Genomic DNA, 19,327 nt, shown 5'->3' with positions numbered 1-19,327 from the left:
TTATTCTGTTTCCAACACCAATAAACCCAAACGGATATCATCATAGCTTATCTGCTGCTCAAAATAATCGTAGTAGGCTTTTAAGGTCATTGGGTTACCCAATTCAGAATTGGCCTCGCGTAACCGGTCCAGGGTTTCTTTAGCTACCAACCGATCTCGATCCAAAGGCAGACCTTCGGCTTGGGCTTTTATGATATGCTGCACGATGGTCCCCTTCACAAAACCCCGGTTCTCTGCTACTTCATCAACGGATTTCCCTGCTTGGAAAAGATCATAACTCATCAAATGCGTGGGGCGTTTGTTCGACTTTCTAGCCTTTTTGGTTTTGGTCGTTTTGGGTACACCCAGATGTAAGGACACCCCCTCGGCTTCGGCAAAATCTCGAATCAATTGTAAAAAATCGGCCCCAAAACGCGTCAATTTATGTTGACCAACCCCCGATACTTCTAAAAAAGCAGCATCGTTACCGGGTTTGCGTAAGGCCATATCCTTTAGGCTGGCATCACTAAATACCACATAGGCCGGTACCCCTTCGGCTGTGGCCAGTTGCCCCCTCAATTCCTTTAAGCGTTCAAAAAGCCCAGCCCCTACGGCATCCAATTCCGGTACGCTATTCTTGGCCAAGGCCAATCGTTTTCTTTCCACGCCTTCTTGTGGGCGGGTTATTTGAATGGGGTCGCCCTTAAAAAGAATCCTTTTGGAGAATTCAGTACATTTTAGGGCCCCATGTTCGTTATAGGCGACTTCCATGGCACCTTGGTTGATCATCATGATCAAATAATGCTGCCAATCACGCCATGATACGTCCTTGCCTACCCCATACGAACGCACCTTATCATAGCCTTTGTCCAATACATTCGCATTACGCGCACCCCGCAACACATCAATTACCGTACCCATGGCCTCCTTTTCGCCAGTGCGCACCACTACCGAAAGGGCCTTTTGTGCCAAAACGGTAGCATCGAAAAAATTGGGTGGATCTAAACAAACATCGCAATGGCCACAATCTTCTTCCCGAGCCTCGCCAAAATAGGTGAGCAATATTTTCCTCCGGCAACTGGTAGCTTCCGAAAATTGCTTCATTCGGTCCAATTTGGCCTCTTGCACTTCTTCGTTGGTAGCCCCTTCCATAAACTTGCGTAGTTGGATCACATCGGCATAGGAATGGAATAATAAGGCCTCCGAAGGTAGTCCGTCGCGCCCGGCCCTACCGATTTCTTGGTAATACCCCTCTATATTCTTGGGCATATTGTAGTGGATGACCCAACGTACATTACTCTTGTCTATACCCATGCCAAAAGCGATGGTGGCACAAACAATCTTGGTACGGTCATGCACAAAATCCTCCTGTACTTGGGCCCTTTCGGCAAATTCCAAGCCGGCATGGTAGGCGGCCGCATCAAAACCTTGCCCCACCAACTTATCGGCCAAGGTCTCGGTGGTTTTTCTACTTAGGCAATAGATAATACCACTACTATCGGGTTGTTTTCGAATAAAAGTCGTTATCTGTTGAAGGCGTTTGTCGGCGGGCCGGACCTCCAGAAACAGATTGGGCCGATCGAAGGAAGAAACGAATTGTTTTGCCTGGCCTATACCCAATTGGTCCAGAATATCTTGACGGGTAGCCTTATCGGCCGTAGCGGTCAAGGCCAAAATGGGTACTTGGGGCAAGCGTTGCTTTAAATACCCCAATTGCTGGTAAGAAGGCCTAAAATCGTGACCCCAGGCCGAAATACAATGGGCCTCGTCTATGGCAATGGCCGAAATATAATCGGGTTGCATAACGCTTTCCAGCCAAGCCAAACTTTCCGGTGCCACATAAAGCAATTTTAACTCGTGGGCCTTTACAGCTTCCAAAATTTGTGCTTGCTCCATCTCGGTCTGGCTACTATTAAAAAAAGCAGCCGCAATACCATGGGTCTTTAGGGCATCTACCTGATCTTTCATCAAGGCGATCAGTGGCGATACCACCAGTGTCGTTCCCTTTTGTAATAAAGCCGGCAACTGATAGCACATCGATTTACCACCCCCTGTGGGCATAATCACCAAACCATCTTTCCCGGCAAGGAAATGGGTAATGATAGCTTCTTGTCCCTCCCGGAACCTATCATAGCCAAAATGATGGGTTAGGGTATTGTAAATCGTCTCTGTGCTAACCATATTCGAATGTACTAAATCGGTCCAAACGGAGCCCTCTAAAATCCGATGAATTGAAGAACAACACCATAAATAACCGTGTAGGTTTTAAATTCCTTGTATATGTTTAAAAAGAAATAGGACATCATTTGTTCCTTCAACCGCTCTCATAGATGGCCCAGTTACTAACCCTCGGCATAAAAATGTTAAAATGCCCCTAAAAACCCTACTTTTCCGTCGACCCAGGCACGATTCCGCAAAAATTTGCCGTTCTTGATAAGGAACCCCATGCATTTGGGGTCGCATTCATCATCATCAATCAAGAACATTATGATCCAAAAATTTTTTCTGATCTGCTCTGGTGCAGACCTCGAGCTATTACAAGACTGTCCGGCCGGCGAACGCAACAAATATGCCGGTATAGGTGCCACGGTATTCTTTACCGCCGTTATGGCCTTTATTGCCAGTGCCTATGCCCTCTATACGGTTTTTGACAATGTCTATACGGCCATTTTCTTCGGTTTGGTATGGGGCCTATTGATCTTTAACCTCGACCGCTTCATTGTATCGACTATCAAAAAAAGAGATTCTTTTAAGAGTGAGATGCTCCAGGCCACCCCACGAATAATCTTGGCCATCATTATAGCCGTAGTCATTTCGAAACCTTTGGAGTTGAAAATTTTCGAAAAGGAAATAGACCAGGTGCTTTTGGAAGAAAAGAACCAAATGACCTTGGATAACCAAGCCCAACTGGCCCAGCAATTTAGCCCTACCATTACCCAGTTAGAACAACAGATCACAGGTTTAAAAAATGAAACGGCCACCAAAGCCGCGGAAGTCAATGCCCTATACGAGACTTATATTGCCGAGGCCGAAGGAAGAAAGGGTACCGAAATCGTAGGTAAAGGCCCGGTGTATAAGGAAAAACGGGAAAAACACGATGCCGAATTGGCCGCTTTGGCCGAACTACGGGAAACCAATACAGCCAAGATTGCCGATCTGGAGGCCAAAATCGCGGATCTTAACCAAAACTACGATCAAAAAGTTACCGAAACCCAACCCGTCATTGACGGGGTAGACGGTTTAATGGCCCGTATCAATGCCTTGAACAAATTACCCCTACTTCCCTCTCTATTCATCTTTTTATTGTTTTTGGCTATTGAAACCGCTCCCATAATCGCCAAGCTCTTATCGTCCAAGGGGCCCTATGATTACAAGTTGGAAGAACAGGAAAGTGCCATTAAGGTCTGGGCCGAACAACGTGTGGGGGAGCGCCAAGCCGTATTGGCCACCGATCAGGCCTTAAGCCAAAAAATACACGCTGAAATACGGGAAGAGGAAGCTGTATACCGCCACAAAAAACAACAAACAGAAGCCCTACTCAAGGCCCAAGCAGATAAATTCCACGAAGTGCAATTAAAAAGCCTGTGACTATTTAATTGATTATTGACGATTGAATATTGGATATTTTAATAGGGTATCGCTCTAATAACGGGCTTACTTTTTATTAATCAACTCCGTTTTTACTCCCCTCTACCTCTGGGAGAGGGGCTGGGGGTGAGGGGCTCTAGTCCGTATATTCCAGATTTACTAGAGCTATCAACGGCATACTTTTAAACACGTACTGAAATACTCAAACAGTTAATAATCCAGGGGTAACATGCTAGTATGTCTTATTCGTAATATTCGAATGTGATCTTTCTCTACCTGATAAGCCACTCGATAACGATGTTTTTCAAAAGCCCTGACCTTACCGGAGTTGTTCTTTCGAAACTTATCCAAAGGATATCTTTCGGGGAAATCTAAAAGACCGGCAATTTTTTCTTGTAAATCATCCTTTACTTTAGCGGCCGCTTGTATGGAATCCAAGGCTATGTCTTGATAAGCTTTTTCTAGTTGAAGAACGGCTTGTTTAGACCAAACAATCCGCATACCCTACCATTCTTTGGTCAAGTTCTTTACTTGTTCATGGGTTAGATATTCGCCTTTATCAATTTCGGCATTGGCCCGGTCAATTTCCTTATTATAGGTTTCCAATGTTTCCCGAAGTACATCATTTCCAGGAACCTTATGACGCTGCATCAAAATAGCCTTTATAGCCCTAACTAAGGTAGGGTCATTTACTTTGTCTATTTCTTCATGTATCCATTTCAACTCAGCCTGCAAGTCCATAACAGTAAAATTTCTTACTTAAAGGTACAAATTTTACAGCAAGCTTAATAAAATCTAGAGTATGGGCCTACTTCGCAAAAGCCACATAAATAGCGATCACCACCAAGCAAATGGCAATACCAACGGCCTTAACATGTTTGTAAGGTTGAATATCTACTTGCTCGGTATAGGCCTGTACATAATCGGTCTCTCGGGGTTTTAGGGCTCCGATTAACAGCATGATTCCTGCATTAAGCAAAAACAACAAGGCCATTACATGTAAAAAGTGCGGATAGGCATCGGCCTCTACCAATTTTAGGGCGGCCTCGTCCGTGATTCCTGCAGCTTTGGCTTCCTCCAAGGCACTATTCACTAAATTGGGTTTAATGATAAACTGACTCAAAATATAAAGGCCCGAACCCAAGAAAATGGCCACCTTAGCGGCAATGGCAGGCACCCTTTTGGTAAGATATCCCACAACGATAATGGTTAAAATGGGTATATTATAAATCCCATTAATCTCTTGAAGGTAATTGAACAAACTTCCGGCATTGGCTATCATTGGAGCAATAAACATGGCGCCCAAGGCTAGACAAACCCCAAACACCTTTCCGTACTTAACCACAGTTGGTTCCGAGGCTTCCGGATTTATATGTTGTTTATAGATATCGATACCGAAAAGGGTAACCGAACTGTTTAAAACACTATTAAAAGAACTCAATATCGCCCCGAACAATACGGCCGCGAAGAAGCCAACCAAAGCCGGCGGAAGTACCTCCTTTACCAATTCCGGGTAGGCCAAATCGCTACTGGCCAAGCCGCCTTCAAAATAGTAATAGGCGATCATGCCCGGCAATACCAAAATCACAGGGCCTAAAATCTTTAAGAATGAAGCCAATAACAGACCCTTTTGCCCTTCCGCCAAATTCTTGGCCCCCAAGGCCCGTTGTATAATCTGTTGGTTGGTACCCCAATAGAACAGCTGCACCAACATCATCCCTGTAAAAATGGTAGTAAACGGTACTTCTTGTCCGTGATTACCGGTTGAATCGAAACGTTCTGGCTGGGCGTTCATCAATGTCTCCAATCCGCCGAACACACTTCCATCGCCAATGGCCATAAGTCCGAATACGGGAATCAATACCCCGCCTATCATTAGGCCTATAGCATTTATACTATCGGAAACGGCAACTGCTTTCAGTCCGCCAAAAACAGCATAAATCGACCCAATGATCCCGATACCCCAAATACAGATTACCAAGGCGGTCTTATCAGAAACCCCAAGCAAACTAGGCACATCGAACATGCCGCTAATGGCCACTGATCCCGAATATAAAATTACCGGAAGTAATACCACCACATAGCCCGTTAAAAACAGACCCGAGGTAATAGTCTTGGTACTCACATCAAAGCGATCGGCCAAAAATTGGGGCACGGTGGTCAATCCGCCTTTAAGGTAACGGGGCAATAAGAAAATAGCCGTGACCACCATGGCGATGGCCGCTAGGGTTTCCCAGGCCATAACCGACAACCCATCTTTGTAGGCACTACCGTTAAGACCTACGATCTGCTCCGTTGAGAGGTTGGTCAATAAAAGCGAGCCAGCGATAACACCGGCGGTAAGGCTTCGCCCGCCCAAAAAGTAACCATCCGAAGTTTTTTCATTCGTTTTACGCGTGGCCAAATAGGCGATTACGGCCACTAAAAGGGTAAATCCAACAAATGAGAATACGGAGAACATAAGGTTTACGAATTGGTTAACTAGGTAAATATAGGGGAATTTATGTCATATAAAAGCCCTGGTTGGGTGTTGGTCTACACGAAAACGTTTTCGCATTCTCGGGTATGTAACCCGTGGTATTTGACGTATTTTTGTCAAAACTCAAGTGTATGTCGGTCTGGTTAAAAAGTATCCTGTTATTCTTTCCCCTTGTATTGCTTAATTGCAGTCCGTATGCCCAAAAACCCCTAGCGGAACACAAGCTGCCCAAGACCTTAAAAGAGAGCTCAGGATTAGCCTTATCCCCCGATGGAAAACGGGTATGGATAATCCAAGATCAAGGAAATCCCGATAAATTGTACGAATTGGATCGAGAAGGGAAATTGATTAGCGATTATAAACTTAGTCATGCTCAAAACCACGATTGGGAAGACTTGGCCCAGGACGAAGCGGGTAATCTATACATTGGTGACTTTGGCAACAACGATAACGAAAGGAAAGACCTCACCATTTACAAATTGACGGCCCCAAACGGGAAGAAGGATAAACTGAAAGCTCAAAAAATCACTTTTGAGTACCCACAACAACGAAAATTCCCACCGAAAAAAGAAGACCTCCTCTTCGATGCCGAAGCCTTCTTTTACCGCGACGGACATTTTTTTATCATCACTAAAAACCGGGCCGATCCGTTTACGGGTAAGGCATTAATATACAAAGTACCGGCCCAAGCTGGGCATCATAAGGCCCAATTGGTCGGTTCCTTTATCACCTGTATGGACCAACATAGCTGTCGTATTACCGGAGCCGACATTTCACCTTCGGGCAAGCAAGTGGCCTTGTTAGGTTCGGGTACCCTTTGGCTCTTTTCAGATTTTAATGGGGACGATTTCACCCAAGGCCAACTAAAGATCCAATACTTACAGGCCCCTACCCAGACCGAAGCTGTGGTCTTTATAGATGAAAATACCGTATTGATTGCCGATGAGGAAAATCACAAAACCGGACGTAAGTTGTATACCTATAGTCTTGAATAGCCTGTTTCGATGAAATTTTCTTTAGAAAGGTAGAGAGGGAAAGTCAGAATTGACAAAGCACTAGTTATAAGTTGAATACCATTATTGTAACTTCCTTTTTTTTACTCTAAATTTAGTACTCTACTTAAATCATATGGGCAAGGGTATTATTATTTCAGAAGAAGTCATCACGGGTAAAATATATGTTATCAGAGGCCAAAAGGTAATGATGGACAGAGATTTAGCCGAGCTTTATCAAGTAGAAACGAAACAACTTAAAAGACAAGTCCGAAGAAATATCGAAAGGTTTCCTGCAGATTTTATGTTTGAACTAAATAAAATGGAACTCGAAAATTGGAGGAGCCAATTTGGCACCTCCAATGCATCGGACAAAATGGGGCTTCGCTACGCTCCAATGGTCTTTACCGAACAAGGAGTTGCTATGCTATCGAGTGTCCTTAATAGTCCGACAGCGATACGTGTAAATATCCAAATCATTAGGGTATTCACTAAAATCAGGAAAGTCCTAACAGATAACCTCAACCTAAAGCTTGAGATCGAACAGATTAAAAAGAAGCTAAGTAATCAGAGTAAAAACATAGAACTCGTTTTCGAATATCTCGACGAATTAAACTCTAAACTGGAAAGACCAAAAAAGCCACGCACCAAAATTGGGTACAAGAAATAACCTCCATTAATCAATAAATCCAAGACTATTCATCAAGCCCCACTATCTCACTAACCTACTATCCCTAAAAATTAAACCCAAGGCCAAAGGCTACCCTAGTGCCTTCTTCCCCGCCGAATACCGAAAATCGAGCACCGATCAGTTCAGAACCATTGATAAAGAACCCGCCGCCATAACTTTGATGCCAACTATTGGAGTCTTCCCCAGGTTGCCATACCCTTCCATAGTCGAATCCGCCGAAAAAGCCCACGGAAATCGGTATCAGGGTGGTCTGCACCTTTTTTAGGTTCCAGCGCAAATCGGTTTTTTGATAGAAAGAAGACCTCCCGGTAAACCGTTGGTTTCTAAAGCCACGAGGCCCATCGTTGGCCCCAATGGAAGCAGCTTGGTAAAACTCATAGCCATCACCGATATTAAAATGGCCCTTGAACTTGGTGGCCAGTACCCATTGACCACTGGGAACGATCCTATAATCGAAGGCCAAAGACGGCACTATATAACCAAAACTTCCAGCGATATCGTCTACACTGGTTTTGTACCCTGCCTTTAACTCGGCCTCCATGCCCATGGTCGGGAATACCCGATTGTCTTTATTTTTATAATTGTATTCGGTTTCCAAACCCAAAAAAGACCGACGCATATCGTCGGCAGGATTTATAAAGAGCGGGATAATACGATCCTCGTTAAACTCAACCTCTATGGTTTCATAAGCCAGACCCAAAGCGAATTTAGAACCCAATTGCCCACGGTATATCAAGGAAGGACTCATTCGGAAAGACTCCAATCGGGTACGGTAATAATCAACCCCAAGATCGTCTTCACGGTTCTCTGTCTCATTTCCGAAGCCGAAAAAATTCTGGGTATAAAACGGACTGGTAAACTTGGCCTCGAAGCCCAGGTTCCAACGCTCCATTATATGGGCAAACTCACCCTCATAGCCCAAGTTAAAACCATTGGTGGCAAAGGCATAGGCCGCCGAAAATTTATGGCGTTCGGTAAAAGGGTTCCTTCGAAACCCATTAAAGGTATTGGTCCAAGAGGCGCCTAATAGAAAACCATCATCGGGATTAAAACCCATTACCGGAACCACTAAATTAGTACTGTTCTTAAACTTTTGGGGCTGGTAGGTATTGGTATTGTAATCGTTGGTGAGCCGCATACGGCCGCCATCCATATTCTTAAAGGTATTCACCTTACTGATATGGTCATAAACGATTACCCGGTTTTGGCCATTGATATCATAAACATCATTATTGAGCCCACCGATAAGTCGAATTCGGGTACGCCCCGTTTTTTCTCCTTTGGTCTCAAAATAATCATCATCGTCAAGACCGTATACCCAAAGCTCCTTGGTCAGTTTCGGGTTATAGGTCTTACTAAAGAAGGTTTCTCCTTTTTTCCCATTTTTAATACGGTGCACTTGTACCTTGGTATGTCCGTCTACCAAACGTTCAATCTCGAACCAATCGTCTTTATCGGTTCCTGCCACTACCGAATACTTGTTTAAAATATGGTAATAGGCTGCAGCCGTTTGAGGCAGGTATTCGGTTCGGGCCCTTAACTTTCGCTTGATTTGATGAATAGTTTCACCCCGCACTTCTTCCGGGAAACTTTCGAAGGCCTCATTTATGGCGGCTACGGTCAAATGCGATTTAATATATTCGGCCTCGGCCTGCCATTGGGCTTCGGTGGTTTCGGAAAGCAAGACCATATCCATGGCATAGGCAGCGGTATTGAAGCCTTTTACGTTGCGTATCTCTTCCTGAAAACCCTCCATCGATTTTAAGGCCGGGGTAATTCGGGTAGCGACCTGCATCAACAAACCATCGCCCATGACCGAAAAGGCTTGGTCCCGATCACGGGGTACCGGCCTATAAATTACCTTTCCAGCTTTTTTATCCTTTATCCGGGCCCAACGCCATTGGTCTTTATGCCGGTCCCAATCGCCCAACACCATATCGAACAAACGGGCGCGGATATACGCTTTGTTATCGAGCAATATATCGTCGTCTTTACGAAGCTCTTCGATAAGATCGTCGGTACTGATCAATTTTTTGGAATGCCCAAAACTGGCTTGGTCATCGTGGTCATCTCCGGCATGTTCTTCGATCATATACAATTCATCGCCAAAATCGTGATTGAAACGCCCCAAAACGGCCTGTTTTGGAATAAAATATAAGACCGGATTGGTGTGGTATACCCCAATCGCATCGGCCAAAGGACCAATTACAAACGGCGCGTAAGGATGGGATCCTGTATAAAAATCTTCCAATAGATCTTCGGTAGTCGTACCCTGAAAATCGCCCACCACATACTGGTCTTTAAAGGCCACCGCCTGTATATATTGCTCGGCCCCCTTTCGAAGCGCACGCATTACGTACTGTTTCCCTTCTGGGTTTTCGAGGCGCAGCGATTTAGATTGGTTTCCGCCCCCTTTACGCACCGGGGTCAACCCGCCGAATAAGGTATCCAAACGAACAGTAGGTGCATTTACTTTTATACCATAAACATCGCGGTATCTATCACCCCATAAAAAGGAATGCGTGCCCGATTTTTCGATTTCATCTTGCCTATAGATCGAGGCCATATAATAATCTGGAAAGTTCTCATGTACCGCGGCATCGTTCTTTTTATTGGGTGGGTATACTTCGGTGCTATATACCAGTTGATCTTTATCGGCACTATCCAACGCATGGAAATCGACGCGGCTAGATCCATCGGAAAAAACCTGTAATACGGCATACCCATGGTTGCCATAGGTAAACTGGGCCCCGTTCAATTTTTTGGTAGCGCTTTTTTTGGCACCGGCCCCACTAATGATCTGAGGAATGTTCGCCTCAACGATATATTGTAGACTGTGCTCGTGGCCCGAAACCAAAATCACCTTTTCCGACTGTTGGGCCAAAGTATAAATACGTTTGCGCAACTCCCGATAACGCGGATGGTTTACATCTACGCTGGCGGCACCGGTGGTACGGCGCAGCACATTGATCAAAGAACCGATAATGGGTAAGGGTACGCTGCCCCCTGTAGGGTACAAATGCTGTCGGGCCGAAAATTGTCCGCCATGCGGCCCATAGGAACTCATGGGGTGGTGCATGGCCAAAATAGTGGTTTTGGCAGCATTTTTCTTCAACAAACTTTTAATCTCATCAAAAAAAGCGGCCCTACTACGTATCTCGCAATCGTCGTTAATGGTGGGGTGTTGGTTCCAATCGGTAACGAACCATTCCGTATCTATGGCAATTACCACCACATCGTCGGAAATATTGATTTTTTCAATGGGACAACCTTTACGGGGTTGAAAAACATCTTTACTATCGTAATGGTCTTCTATATATTTCTGTTGCCGTTCCAAGCCTTTTAACCCTTTGGCATACCAATCGTGGTTACCGGGAATAAAAACCACTTGGCCCTTATACCCATCGGTGGCCCGTAATTGGGCATCGAGATTATGTTTGGCCTGGGCATAACCTTCCTTGCTTTTTCCGGGTAAACCGGCCGGATAGATGTTATCGCCCAAAAAAAGGGCCGTACTTTTTTTAGGATCGGCTTCGCTTAACTGCTGCTTAAAGGCTTTCAAAACCGGATTCATTTGCCCCATGGGCGATTTACCGGCATCACCTATAAGATAAAAGGTATGGGAAACGGTTTTTTCCGCTTCGGGCACGGGCAACCCATTATCACCTGCGAATTGCGGGGCATAGGTAGCACAGGCCGTAAGTAAAAGGCAGGAAAACAGACCAAAAACATTCCTAACCGATTTTATATATTTATAAACCATAATTTTGTCAATAACAAGGCTAAACCTATCCTTATGTCGGAACTTATAGAAAAAGCTAAACAACATGTTACGGAATTATTGACCCAAGAACTCGATCCCGATTTTCTGTATCACAACCTCCGCCATACCCAAAGGGTTGTTAAAAATACTAAAGATTTGATTGACCACTATGGTCTACAGGATAAGGAAACCCCATTTTTATTGGCAGCTTGGTTCCATGACACCGGCTATTTAAAAAGCAAGGAGAACCATGAAGCCTTAGGTTGCGAAATAGCCGAAGCCTATTTAACCGCTGAAGGTTTGGATGTTGACGCTATAGCTAGGGTTAAAAAATTGATTTTGGCCACCCGTATGGACCATAGCCCAGTTGATTTTGATGAGGAATTGATCAAAGATGCCGATACCTCGCATTTTGGCAAGGATAATTTCTTTGAAACCTCTGAAATACTGCGGAAGGAATTGGCCGTTTTGGGTCAGGCCGATTACAGTAAAAAGAAATGGCGCAACCTCAATATTAAAACCCTAAAGGAGCACACCTTCTATACAGATTACGCCCAGCAAGTATGGCAACCCCAAAAGGAGGCCAATATAAGAATCATGGAGCACGAAAAAACCGAAAAGGCCCAAAGGGCCGAAAAGGAAATCGCCAAAAAGGAAGCCCTAAAAGCCAAATATAAGAGCGATAGCCCAGATCGTGGGGTACAGACCATGTACCGGGTTACCATGCGCAACCATTTGAAATTAAGTGATATTGCCGACTCAAAAGCCAATATTCTACTCTCGGTAAACGCCTTGATCATTTCTTTGGTATTGGCCAATATGTTGCCGAAACTGGACAACCCCAGCAACGCTTATTTGATTACCCCGACCATAATCTATATTTCGTTCGCCTTGGTCTCCATGGTACTCTCCATAATTGCCACCCGGCCCAATGTAACCCAAGGTAAGTTCACCAAAAAAGATGTAGCCGATAAAAAAGTGAACCTTTTGTTTTTCGGTAATTTTCATAAAATGCCTTTAGACGATTACCAGTGGGCCATGAACGAATTGGCCCAAGACAAGGAATATGTGTATTCGTCCCTTACCATGGATCTATATTTTCTGGGCAAGGTCTTGGATCGGAAATACAAGATCCTACGCGTTACCTATACCATTTTTATGATCGGCATTATTCTGTCCTTGGTCAGTTTTGTCGTGGCTTTTCAGCTGGCAGGGCCCGAGGCCAATCCCATTGTACAGCCGTAAACCTGCATTTACCATCATATCAAAGAACTTTCTATGAACCTCAATCAGATTACGGTACCCTCCAAAGACCTAAAGGTTTCGGTGCCTTTTTATAAGCAGCTGGGACTGAAATTAATCGTAGATGCCCCACCCCATTACGCCCGCTTTGAACTGCCCGAGGGCGATGCTACTTTTTCCATTCATTTGGTAGATGAATTACCCCAAGGGGAGGGCATTTCGGTCTATTTTGAAAGTGATCGTCTAGATGAAATGGTGGCCGAATTAAAGGCAAAAGGTATCGTTTTTGACGAAGCACCCGAAGATAGGCGTTGGCTTTGGCGCGAAGCACGATTACGTGATCCCGACGGCAATAAACTCATTCTCTTCTATGGGGGCGTAAACAGGAAAAACCCACCTTGGCGGGTAGGGTAATGGATTGGTTTACACAATATTTCAAGATTAGGATATTGACAGAGACAAAAAAGGATATTTCCAATTGAAACTTCGCTATTCTTCCAAGGCCTTCATAAGGTCTTCGTATGTATAGGTTTTTTCAGAATCCTTGTCGGTCTTGTACAAAATCTCTACCCGAATGGCCTTAAGACCCGATACCCCTTGTAAGCCGTCTAATTCCAATATCTCTACCTGGTTGGTAAAATAGCCTTTGGCCATTAAAAATCGGATGTAGCGCAAGTATTCGGTTTCGTCTTTCTTTTGGGAATATACTATGGAAAGCTTACCTTTTTGGGTCAGGCGTTCGTTCGTACCCTTTATATACGATTTATCGATGCGCTTTTTTATTACCTCGTAGCGTGCATTATAGGTGCCATCTACATCGAATTGTTTTTCATCCATACGGAATCGAATGGAAAGCGGGGTACTATAGACCAATATCAACGAAGCTACATCTAGTGGTACGGCCAACTGGTTCTTCAGGTTGTAGTGGGCATTTTCCATTTCGCACATTACCTGTAGTTGCCATAATCGTAGGTTGTTCAAAAACAACGGATTAAAGGCTTTTGATTGCGAAATTGAAGCCCCAATGAACATATTGTGTTCTACCCCATCGGTTTTATAGCGTTCAAAATAATGTGGGAACATTTCTTGGGCAGCCACCTGGCGTTTGTCCATGATGCCGGCCATTTTCATGTTGATCATAGTTACACTTTCGTCGTAATTACGTCTATGATCATAGTACATACCTGTAGTGGTATCAATATGCGACTCATAGTCAACAATTAGATCCCTGAAATTAGAATTATCTTTCTTTAGATAGTCAAGTACCGGATTCACCTCATCGGTAATAAAGTCGAAAATGGTCTGTTCACTACTGGTATACAGCACTTCCTTAATTTCTTCGATATGGTTAAAGACCCGATACAACAATTCTTCGTACACAGGCAATTGGGTTTCGTCCCACACCTTTCTGAGTACCGAACCTATTTCGGTAAGTTGAATGATCAAATCTTTTTGGATCCCTGCATTTCGTAATTTGGATGAATCCTTAATGTCTATCTGACCGTAAAGCGGATAAACATTTTCAAAAACCATTTCGGAAAACTGGGGTTCATCGCCATCGAGTTGGCTCATGATAAACCTTTTGGCCTCCTTTTTAAACTTCCAATGCACTGAGGGGTGTACCGAGGTACATTCGTGTTGGATTACGGCATCGATTAAATTTTCTTCTTCGATTATAGAACGTTGTACCGTTGAGATGATAAACGGCATAATATCGTTCAATTTCTGGGCATTTACCGAATTTAAGGCATTGGGTTCTTTGGACACCAATTCCATAAGACCTAACAGTTGCCCGTCTTCACCGCTTATGGGGGCCATTATGGCACTTTTTACCCCTTTAGACCGTAAATTATCATAAATCGGAAACGGATTGGGGTCCGGCACCAAATCTAAGTTACTGATAACGAAATACTCTCCATTCTCAAGAAGTTTCTTGCGGGAATGTTGGCAAAAGGAATCTTGGCAATCCATGCGTTCATCGGTAGCCATTAAAAAGCTCTGCATGCTTTTCTTTTTTCCCATGCCCACTTTTTCGAACGCCTGTTCTTCGTAGTTATACAGAATATAACCCACTTGTAGGTCGGGCAACTCGAAAAAAGAGCGGAACACACGGTTCATATCCTCTACATGATCATCGCTGCTGTTCTTTTCTGAATTCGAAATCAATTTTGATTTGATCTCGGAAATGGCATGATCTGCAGTAACATCGAACATATTACAGATTACGAAACCTTTTGCTATAAAACTATTGGGCGGAATTTTTTCTTGCCATAAGGCCAGATCGTCGTAATTCTCCAACAGTTCCTGAATATCGATTTCGGAAAGATCTTTGGCCTTATCGGTGGGGATCATCTCCATAAAATCGGCATTGTACATGATCCGATAGTGCCGCATAACCCCATTGGCATCGGGTATATCGAAAAACAAGGGTCGTTTAAAATCGGCCTTGGCCCCATAATGCGCCTTCAAGATAACGGTGGCCGCTATCAGATAGTGCATATGGTCGGGCATGTTTCTGATCTTCAATTCAAAATCTGAACCTGCATGCTCCAATATTTTTTCAAACCGTTTTGAACGGTTAAAAACAAAATCGTTGAACGGAATTGACGCCGCTTTAATTTCGTTATGTGTCAAGACTTCGGAAAAACAATCCTGCAACATCAATTTTACAACATCTTCATGTTTTTCCAAAAGGGAAACATCGGTAAACCCATCCCTAAAAAAGGGATATGGTTCTTGGGACTTTAAAATCCGTTTCGCTCTTTCGGCCAAACCAGGGGTCTCGCTTTGGGCCATAACATCGTATTGCTCCAAAAGTTTGTGAAAACTTATGGAACATATCATGGGACTCTCGTGTGCCGATAGTTTATGCATATATCAATAGTCTTAACCGAAAGGACAAAATTACAAAAAAAGCCAAGGGTTTAGGTGACTTAGGCTACAGTAGGCGAAAAGATCCGACCATTTGCCCCTCCATTAGCATGGGTTTTGTAGCTTTAAGGCAAAAACAATATGTCGTCTCGGAAGCGCCTGACAAATGCCTATACCCATGCCCAACGTATTGCATTCAACGATTCGAGTAAAATCGTTCTCTTTAGCGATTGCCACAGGGGGGACAACAGTTTCGCCGACGATTTTGCGAATAACAGAAATATTTATTTCCATGCCCTTAGCCATTATTACGACCAAGGATTTACCTATTTCGAATTAGGCGATGGCAACGAACTCTGGGAGAACCTAAATTTCAAGGCCATTTTCGAGGCCCACAAGAATGTGTTCATGCTCTTGCGTAAGTTTCACCAAAACGGGCGTTTACACATGATTTGGGGCAATCACGACATGGTATATAAAAACCCCAAGATTGTAGAAAAACACTTGTCTTCCTTTTTTGAACCCATTGATGGGAAAGACAAACCCCTTATGGAACGTTTGACCTACCATGAAGCCTTAGTGCTGAAACATGAAGATCATGGACAAGAAGTTTTTCTTTTGCATGGGCACCAAGCCGATTGGTGGAACTATGAGTTTTGGCGCTGGGGACGTTTTTTGGTACGCATACTTTGGAAACCCCTGCAAATCGTAGGAATTGCAGACCCCACTTCTCCGGCTAAAAACTACCGGGAATTGATTAAAGTAGAGAAAAGATTGAAAAAATGGATCTTGGCCAATAATATGTTGTTAACGGTTGTTGGCCACACCCACAGGCCACGTTTTCCGGAACCGGGCGAGATTCCGTTTTTTAATGACGGAAGTTGTGTACACCCCAGAAGTATTACGGGTATTGAAATCGAATCGGGAGAAATAACTTTGATCAAATGGCATGTAACCACAAAAAAAGACGGAACCCTGCAAGTGTCTCGAACCATTTTAGAAGGTCCGCAACCTTTGCAGGATTACCGTCTGGGCTAGTTTAGTTGGCTTAAATTCTGCCCTTTTTCAGTTTAAAGGTAATTGGAATGGAATAAGGTACTTTTACCGGTCTTCCACGTTGTTTACCAGGCTTCATTTTAGGTAACAATCCAATAATTCGTTCAGCTTCTTTGGTCAGTAATTTATCTGGCCCTCTACTTTTAACACCACTAACATGGCCTTGTGAGTTTATGGTGAAGAGTACGAATACCCTACCCTGTATCCCTAATTCCTTAGCCATGCCAGGATATTCAAAGTTCTTGGCAATATGTTCTTGAATTTTCTTTTTGAAACAAGCTCTTTTGGCTTCGTTATCCCCTTTTTCACACCCTGGAAAAATGGGAACATCTTCAATTATGGAAAAAGGCACGCTTATTTCTTCAAAAGACTCACCCACCTCTACATCATCTACATCTACCACTACATCGCTTACTACAGCGTCTTGATCAGCTTCGGTACTTTCAATGACCGTCTCCTCTATATCCTCTAAATCTTCAACGATTTCAATGACTTGAGGGGCAGCGACCGGCGGCGGTGGCGGCGGGGTCTTAATGGTCTGTGTAATAGGCACTTCTTCAATCGTGACATCTTCGGCATCGAGTACATTTTCTACTACGATTTCTTTGTCATAAGTCTTAAGTTCTAGGGCCCTCCAAGTCAAAAACAAAACGAGGGTTAAACCGATTACGAAATAGAGGCCACTATTTCTGTTCAAATCTACATTGGGATTCTTTTTAGGTTTCATGACTCTTAATTTATAGTTTGTTATAGGTCTCCGCGAGGCGGAAGGCTTTGCCGGTAAACCGACAATAAATAGTTTGCTTTTTATCTTTATTTCCGACCATTAAAGTACAGATCACACTCCATGAAAACCATGACAAAAGTCATGCTTTCGACCAGCAAACGGCACTCCTAACCCTTTGAAAAATTGCCACTTACCGCAAACACCCATCTATATTTACCATCAATTTAACAGCCTAGGGACAATACTCGGCATCATTTTTGGTTAATTTTATCGCGTAAACCATTCGAATTATGAAGGCATTTTGGTTCGGTCTTACAACTTTGGCCACGGTAATGGGAGTCCATGCCCAAACCGATGGTGGCTTGGTACCCTTAAAAATCGAAGCCAATAAAAGTTTGCCGGATAATAATCCGAATACCTCATTAGGTTCAACTAATCTTTCCCTTTCTACAGAAGATAGTAACGTAGATTCTCCCTTTAATTTAGAAGACATGCTTAAGAATCCCATTAAGATGTTACCTGAAAGAGAATTGGTAAACCCAGGGAAAGATATGAAGATAAACCCGCGATTGGGTGTAGAAGAAAAGTTTAAGGGGCAAGCCCGATATTTTGGCGACTCTTATTTAGGAGAAGTAAAAAGTAGCGGCAAATTCGTGGGTGTAGTTTGTAGGGATCACGAGTATGTAGATGGCGATCGGGTGAAAATTTCGGCCAACGGCCACGTAGTTGACCATAACATGATGTTGACCGCTGCTTTTAAAGGGGTCAATATTGAATTAAACCCTGGCTTTAACCATATTACCTTTGAGGCCCTTAACGAAGGAAGCTCTTCGCCCAACACGGCACAAATAGATGTGTACGACGATAAAGGGCAACTTATCTATTCCAATAAGTGGAACCTTTCAGAAGGAGCCATTGCCAATATGGTAGTAGTAAAGGAATAATTCATTACTGCAACAACTTTAGGGGTCAATACTTAACTAAGTCTTTATAAAAACCTATTAGTAGCTTACTTGTTTTTAGGAAACATCCTATTCGGGAGTTCGTCCATCCTTTTATTTATTCTTTTTTATATACAGGATGGCTTTTATATGAAGCTTCCATTGCCCATAATATTTACCTTATCTATAGTCTTTTCAAAAAGCCTAAAACTTTTACAACAAATCATCAAGAAGGAATGAATTATAAAAAAAGCCGCCCGGAATGGCTTTCCGAGCGGCTAAATATTATTTAGGTGTTAACCTAATAGTCCCTTATCGGACGATCAAATGCTTACTGTCAATCCAGCCGTTGCCTATGACCCTGACAATATATTTGCCCGGAGCTAGGTTTCGGGTGTTGAACTGTACATCGCTCTCGCCTTGGTACACTTGATAGGATCGGGCCGGACTTACCATACGGCCTTCGATACTATAGATACTCAACCATACCTTTTCACCTCCAGATGTCAACCCTTTTCCGGTTTGGCTACCCTTCGATGGGGTATTCAAACTCAAGGTCACCACACTGTTAGATCTGGCTGGGTTCGGATACAGACTCGTAGCTCCGGTGGCACTGGCGTTCTTGCCCGATTCGCAGTCGCCAGAAAGGGTTAAGGTAACCGAACTCTCCCCGGTACAACCCTCAGGGGTCTTCCAACTGATCTTATAGGTTCCAAAATCGGTCTGGTCTATATTCTCCTTACAGTAGAGGTTGTTCTGTACATTCTCGGGATCAGCCTGTACCACCTCTTGTCCGTTCGGTAAGGTGAAGGTAAACATCCATTGTGAGTAGTCCTCCGCACTTGGATCGCCCAAGGCCTCCAACTGCATATACATCCAAATATGGAAGTCGTCGCCAATACAGGCCTCTATTTCCGTACCTGGTTGGTAACCTACCTCTTGATCTCGCGGTAATACCGCTAGACCGGAGTTCATCGGACAGGCTTCCTGCTCTACAT

At 43.8% G+C, this 19,327-nt stretch carries 15 protein-coding genes; 7 read left to right on the top strand and 8 right to left on the bottom strand.

Annotation, left to right across the window (positions count from 1 at the left end; translation table 11 throughout):
• Nucleotides 1-2,160, bottom strand: a complete 2,160-nt coding sequence (gene recQ / locus B7P33_RS15380; RefSeq protein ID WP_097443077.1) for a DNA helicase RecQ — start codon at nt 2,158-2,160, stop codon at nt 1-3.
• Between the two features lie 306 nt (nt 2,161-2,466).
• Between recQ and B7P33_RS15375 the strand changes: the two genes are divergently transcribed.
• Entirely contained in the window at nt 2,467-3,567 is a 1,101-nt protein-coding gene (locus B7P33_RS15375; RefSeq protein WP_097443075.1) for a DUF4407 domain-containing protein, read from the top strand.
• 210 nt (nt 3,568-3,777) lie between these two features.
• On the opposite strand, the gene B7P33_RS15370 is transcribed toward B7P33_RS15375, so the two are convergent.
• The 3 genes from B7P33_RS15370 to B7P33_RS15360 all read right to left on the bottom strand — a co-directional run bounded on the left by B7P33_RS15370 (nt 3,778) and on the right by B7P33_RS15360 (nt 6,028).
• The gene (locus tag B7P33_RS15370) at nt 3,778-4,068 is read right to left on the bottom strand and encodes a type II toxin-antitoxin system RelE/ParE family toxin (RefSeq protein ID WP_097443073.1); all 291 of its coding nucleotides are present in this window, start codon (nt 4,066-4,068) and stop codon (nt 3,778-3,780) included.
• 3 nt (nt 4,069-4,071) lie between these two features.
• Complete coding sequence (locus B7P33_RS15365; protein ID WP_097443071.1) at nt 4,072-4,308, bottom strand: hypothetical protein; 237 nt, start codon at nt 4,306-4,308, stop codon at nt 4,072-4,074.
• A gap of 67 nt (nt 4,309-4,375) precedes the next feature.
• Nucleotides 4,376-6,028, bottom strand: coding sequence for a solute:sodium symporter family transporter (locus tag B7P33_RS15360; RefSeq protein ID WP_097443069.1), 1,653 nt, complete (start codon nt 6,026-6,028; stop codon nt 4,376-4,378).
• Nucleotides 6,029-6,177: 149 nt separating this feature from the next.
• On the opposite strand from B7P33_RS15360, the gene B7P33_RS15355 reads away from it, so the two are divergent.
• Both B7P33_RS15355 and B7P33_RS15350 read left to right on the top strand, forming a co-directional pair.
• Complete coding sequence (locus B7P33_RS15355; protein WP_097443067.1) at nt 6,178-7,041, top strand: SdiA-regulated domain-containing protein; 864 nt, start codon at nt 6,178-6,180, stop codon at nt 7,039-7,041.
• 133 nt (nt 7,042-7,174) lie between these two features.
• Nucleotides 7,175-7,708 carry an ORF6N domain-containing protein gene (locus B7P33_RS15350; RefSeq protein WP_097443065.1) on the top strand — a complete coding sequence of 178 codons (534 nt, stop codon included), beginning with the start codon at nt 7,175-7,177 and terminating at the stop codon, nt 7,706-7,708.
• A 64-nt stretch (nt 7,709-7,772) separates the two neighbouring features.
• Here B7P33_RS15350 and B7P33_RS15345 read toward each other — a convergent pair whose 3' ends face one another.
• Nucleotides 7,773-11,492, bottom strand: a complete 3,720-nt coding sequence (locus tag B7P33_RS15345; RefSeq protein ID WP_097443540.1) for a metallophosphoesterase — start codon at nt 11,490-11,492, stop codon at nt 7,773-7,775.
• A 33-nt stretch (nt 11,493-11,525) separates the two neighbouring features.
• On the opposite strand from B7P33_RS15345, the gene B7P33_RS15340 reads away from it, so the two are divergent.
• Together B7P33_RS15340 and B7P33_RS15335 are read left to right on the top strand one after the other, a co-directional pair.
• Nucleotides 11,526-12,737 carry a Pycsar system effector family protein gene (locus B7P33_RS15340; protein WP_097443063.1) on the top strand — a complete coding sequence of 404 codons (1,212 nt, stop codon included), beginning with the start codon at nt 11,526-11,528 and terminating at the stop codon, nt 12,735-12,737.
• A 33-nt stretch (nt 12,738-12,770) separates the two neighbouring features.
• Nucleotides 12,771-13,148 (top strand): VOC family protein, encoded by a 378-nt coding sequence (locus B7P33_RS15335; protein WP_097443061.1) that lies wholly within the window; start codon nt 12,771-12,773, stop codon nt 13,146-13,148.
• A 75-nt stretch (nt 13,149-13,223) separates the two neighbouring features.
• Here the strand turns inward: B7P33_RS15335 and B7P33_RS15330 are convergent, their stop codons facing one another.
• On the bottom strand, nt 13,224-15,608 hold the full coding sequence (locus tag B7P33_RS15330) for a GAF domain-containing protein (protein ID WP_097443059.1): 2,385 nt from the start codon (nt 15,606-15,608) through the stop codon (nt 13,224-13,226).
• 138 nt (nt 15,609-15,746) lie between these two features.
• On the opposite strand from B7P33_RS15330, the gene B7P33_RS15325 reads away from it, so the two are divergent.
• A complete protein-coding gene (locus B7P33_RS15325; protein ID WP_097443057.1) occupies nt 15,747-16,643 on the top strand; it encodes a metallophosphoesterase family protein in 897 nt (298 codons plus the stop codon).
• Between the two features lie 10 nt (nt 16,644-16,653).
• On the opposite strand, the gene B7P33_RS15320 is transcribed toward B7P33_RS15325, so the two are convergent.
• The gene (locus tag B7P33_RS15320) at nt 16,654-17,388 is read right to left on the bottom strand and encodes an energy transducer TonB (protein WP_097443055.1); all 735 of its coding nucleotides are present in this window, start codon (nt 17,386-17,388) and stop codon (nt 16,654-16,656) included.
• Nucleotides 17,389-17,678: 290 nt separating this feature from the next.
• Here B7P33_RS15320 and B7P33_RS15315 point away from each other — a divergent pair, with 290 nt between their 5' ends.
• Nucleotides 17,679-18,332 (top strand): hypothetical protein, encoded by a 654-nt coding sequence (locus tag B7P33_RS15315; protein ID WP_097443054.1) that lies wholly within the window; start codon nt 17,679-17,681, stop codon nt 18,330-18,332.
• A 309-nt stretch (nt 18,333-18,641) separates the two neighbouring features.
• Here B7P33_RS15315 and B7P33_RS15310 read toward each other — a convergent pair.
• On the bottom strand, nt 18,642-19,327 hold a 686-nt coding region (locus B7P33_RS15310), incomplete at its 5' end, for a T9SS type A sorting domain-containing protein (RefSeq protein WP_141402498.1).

Origin of the sequence: Sediminicola luteus, assembly GCF_002514735.1 — a bacterium.
Lineage (GTDB): Bacteria > Bacteroidota > Bacteroidia > Flavobacteriales > Flavobacteriaceae > HQA918.
This window is presented reverse-complemented; position numbering and strand designations above follow the sequence as displayed.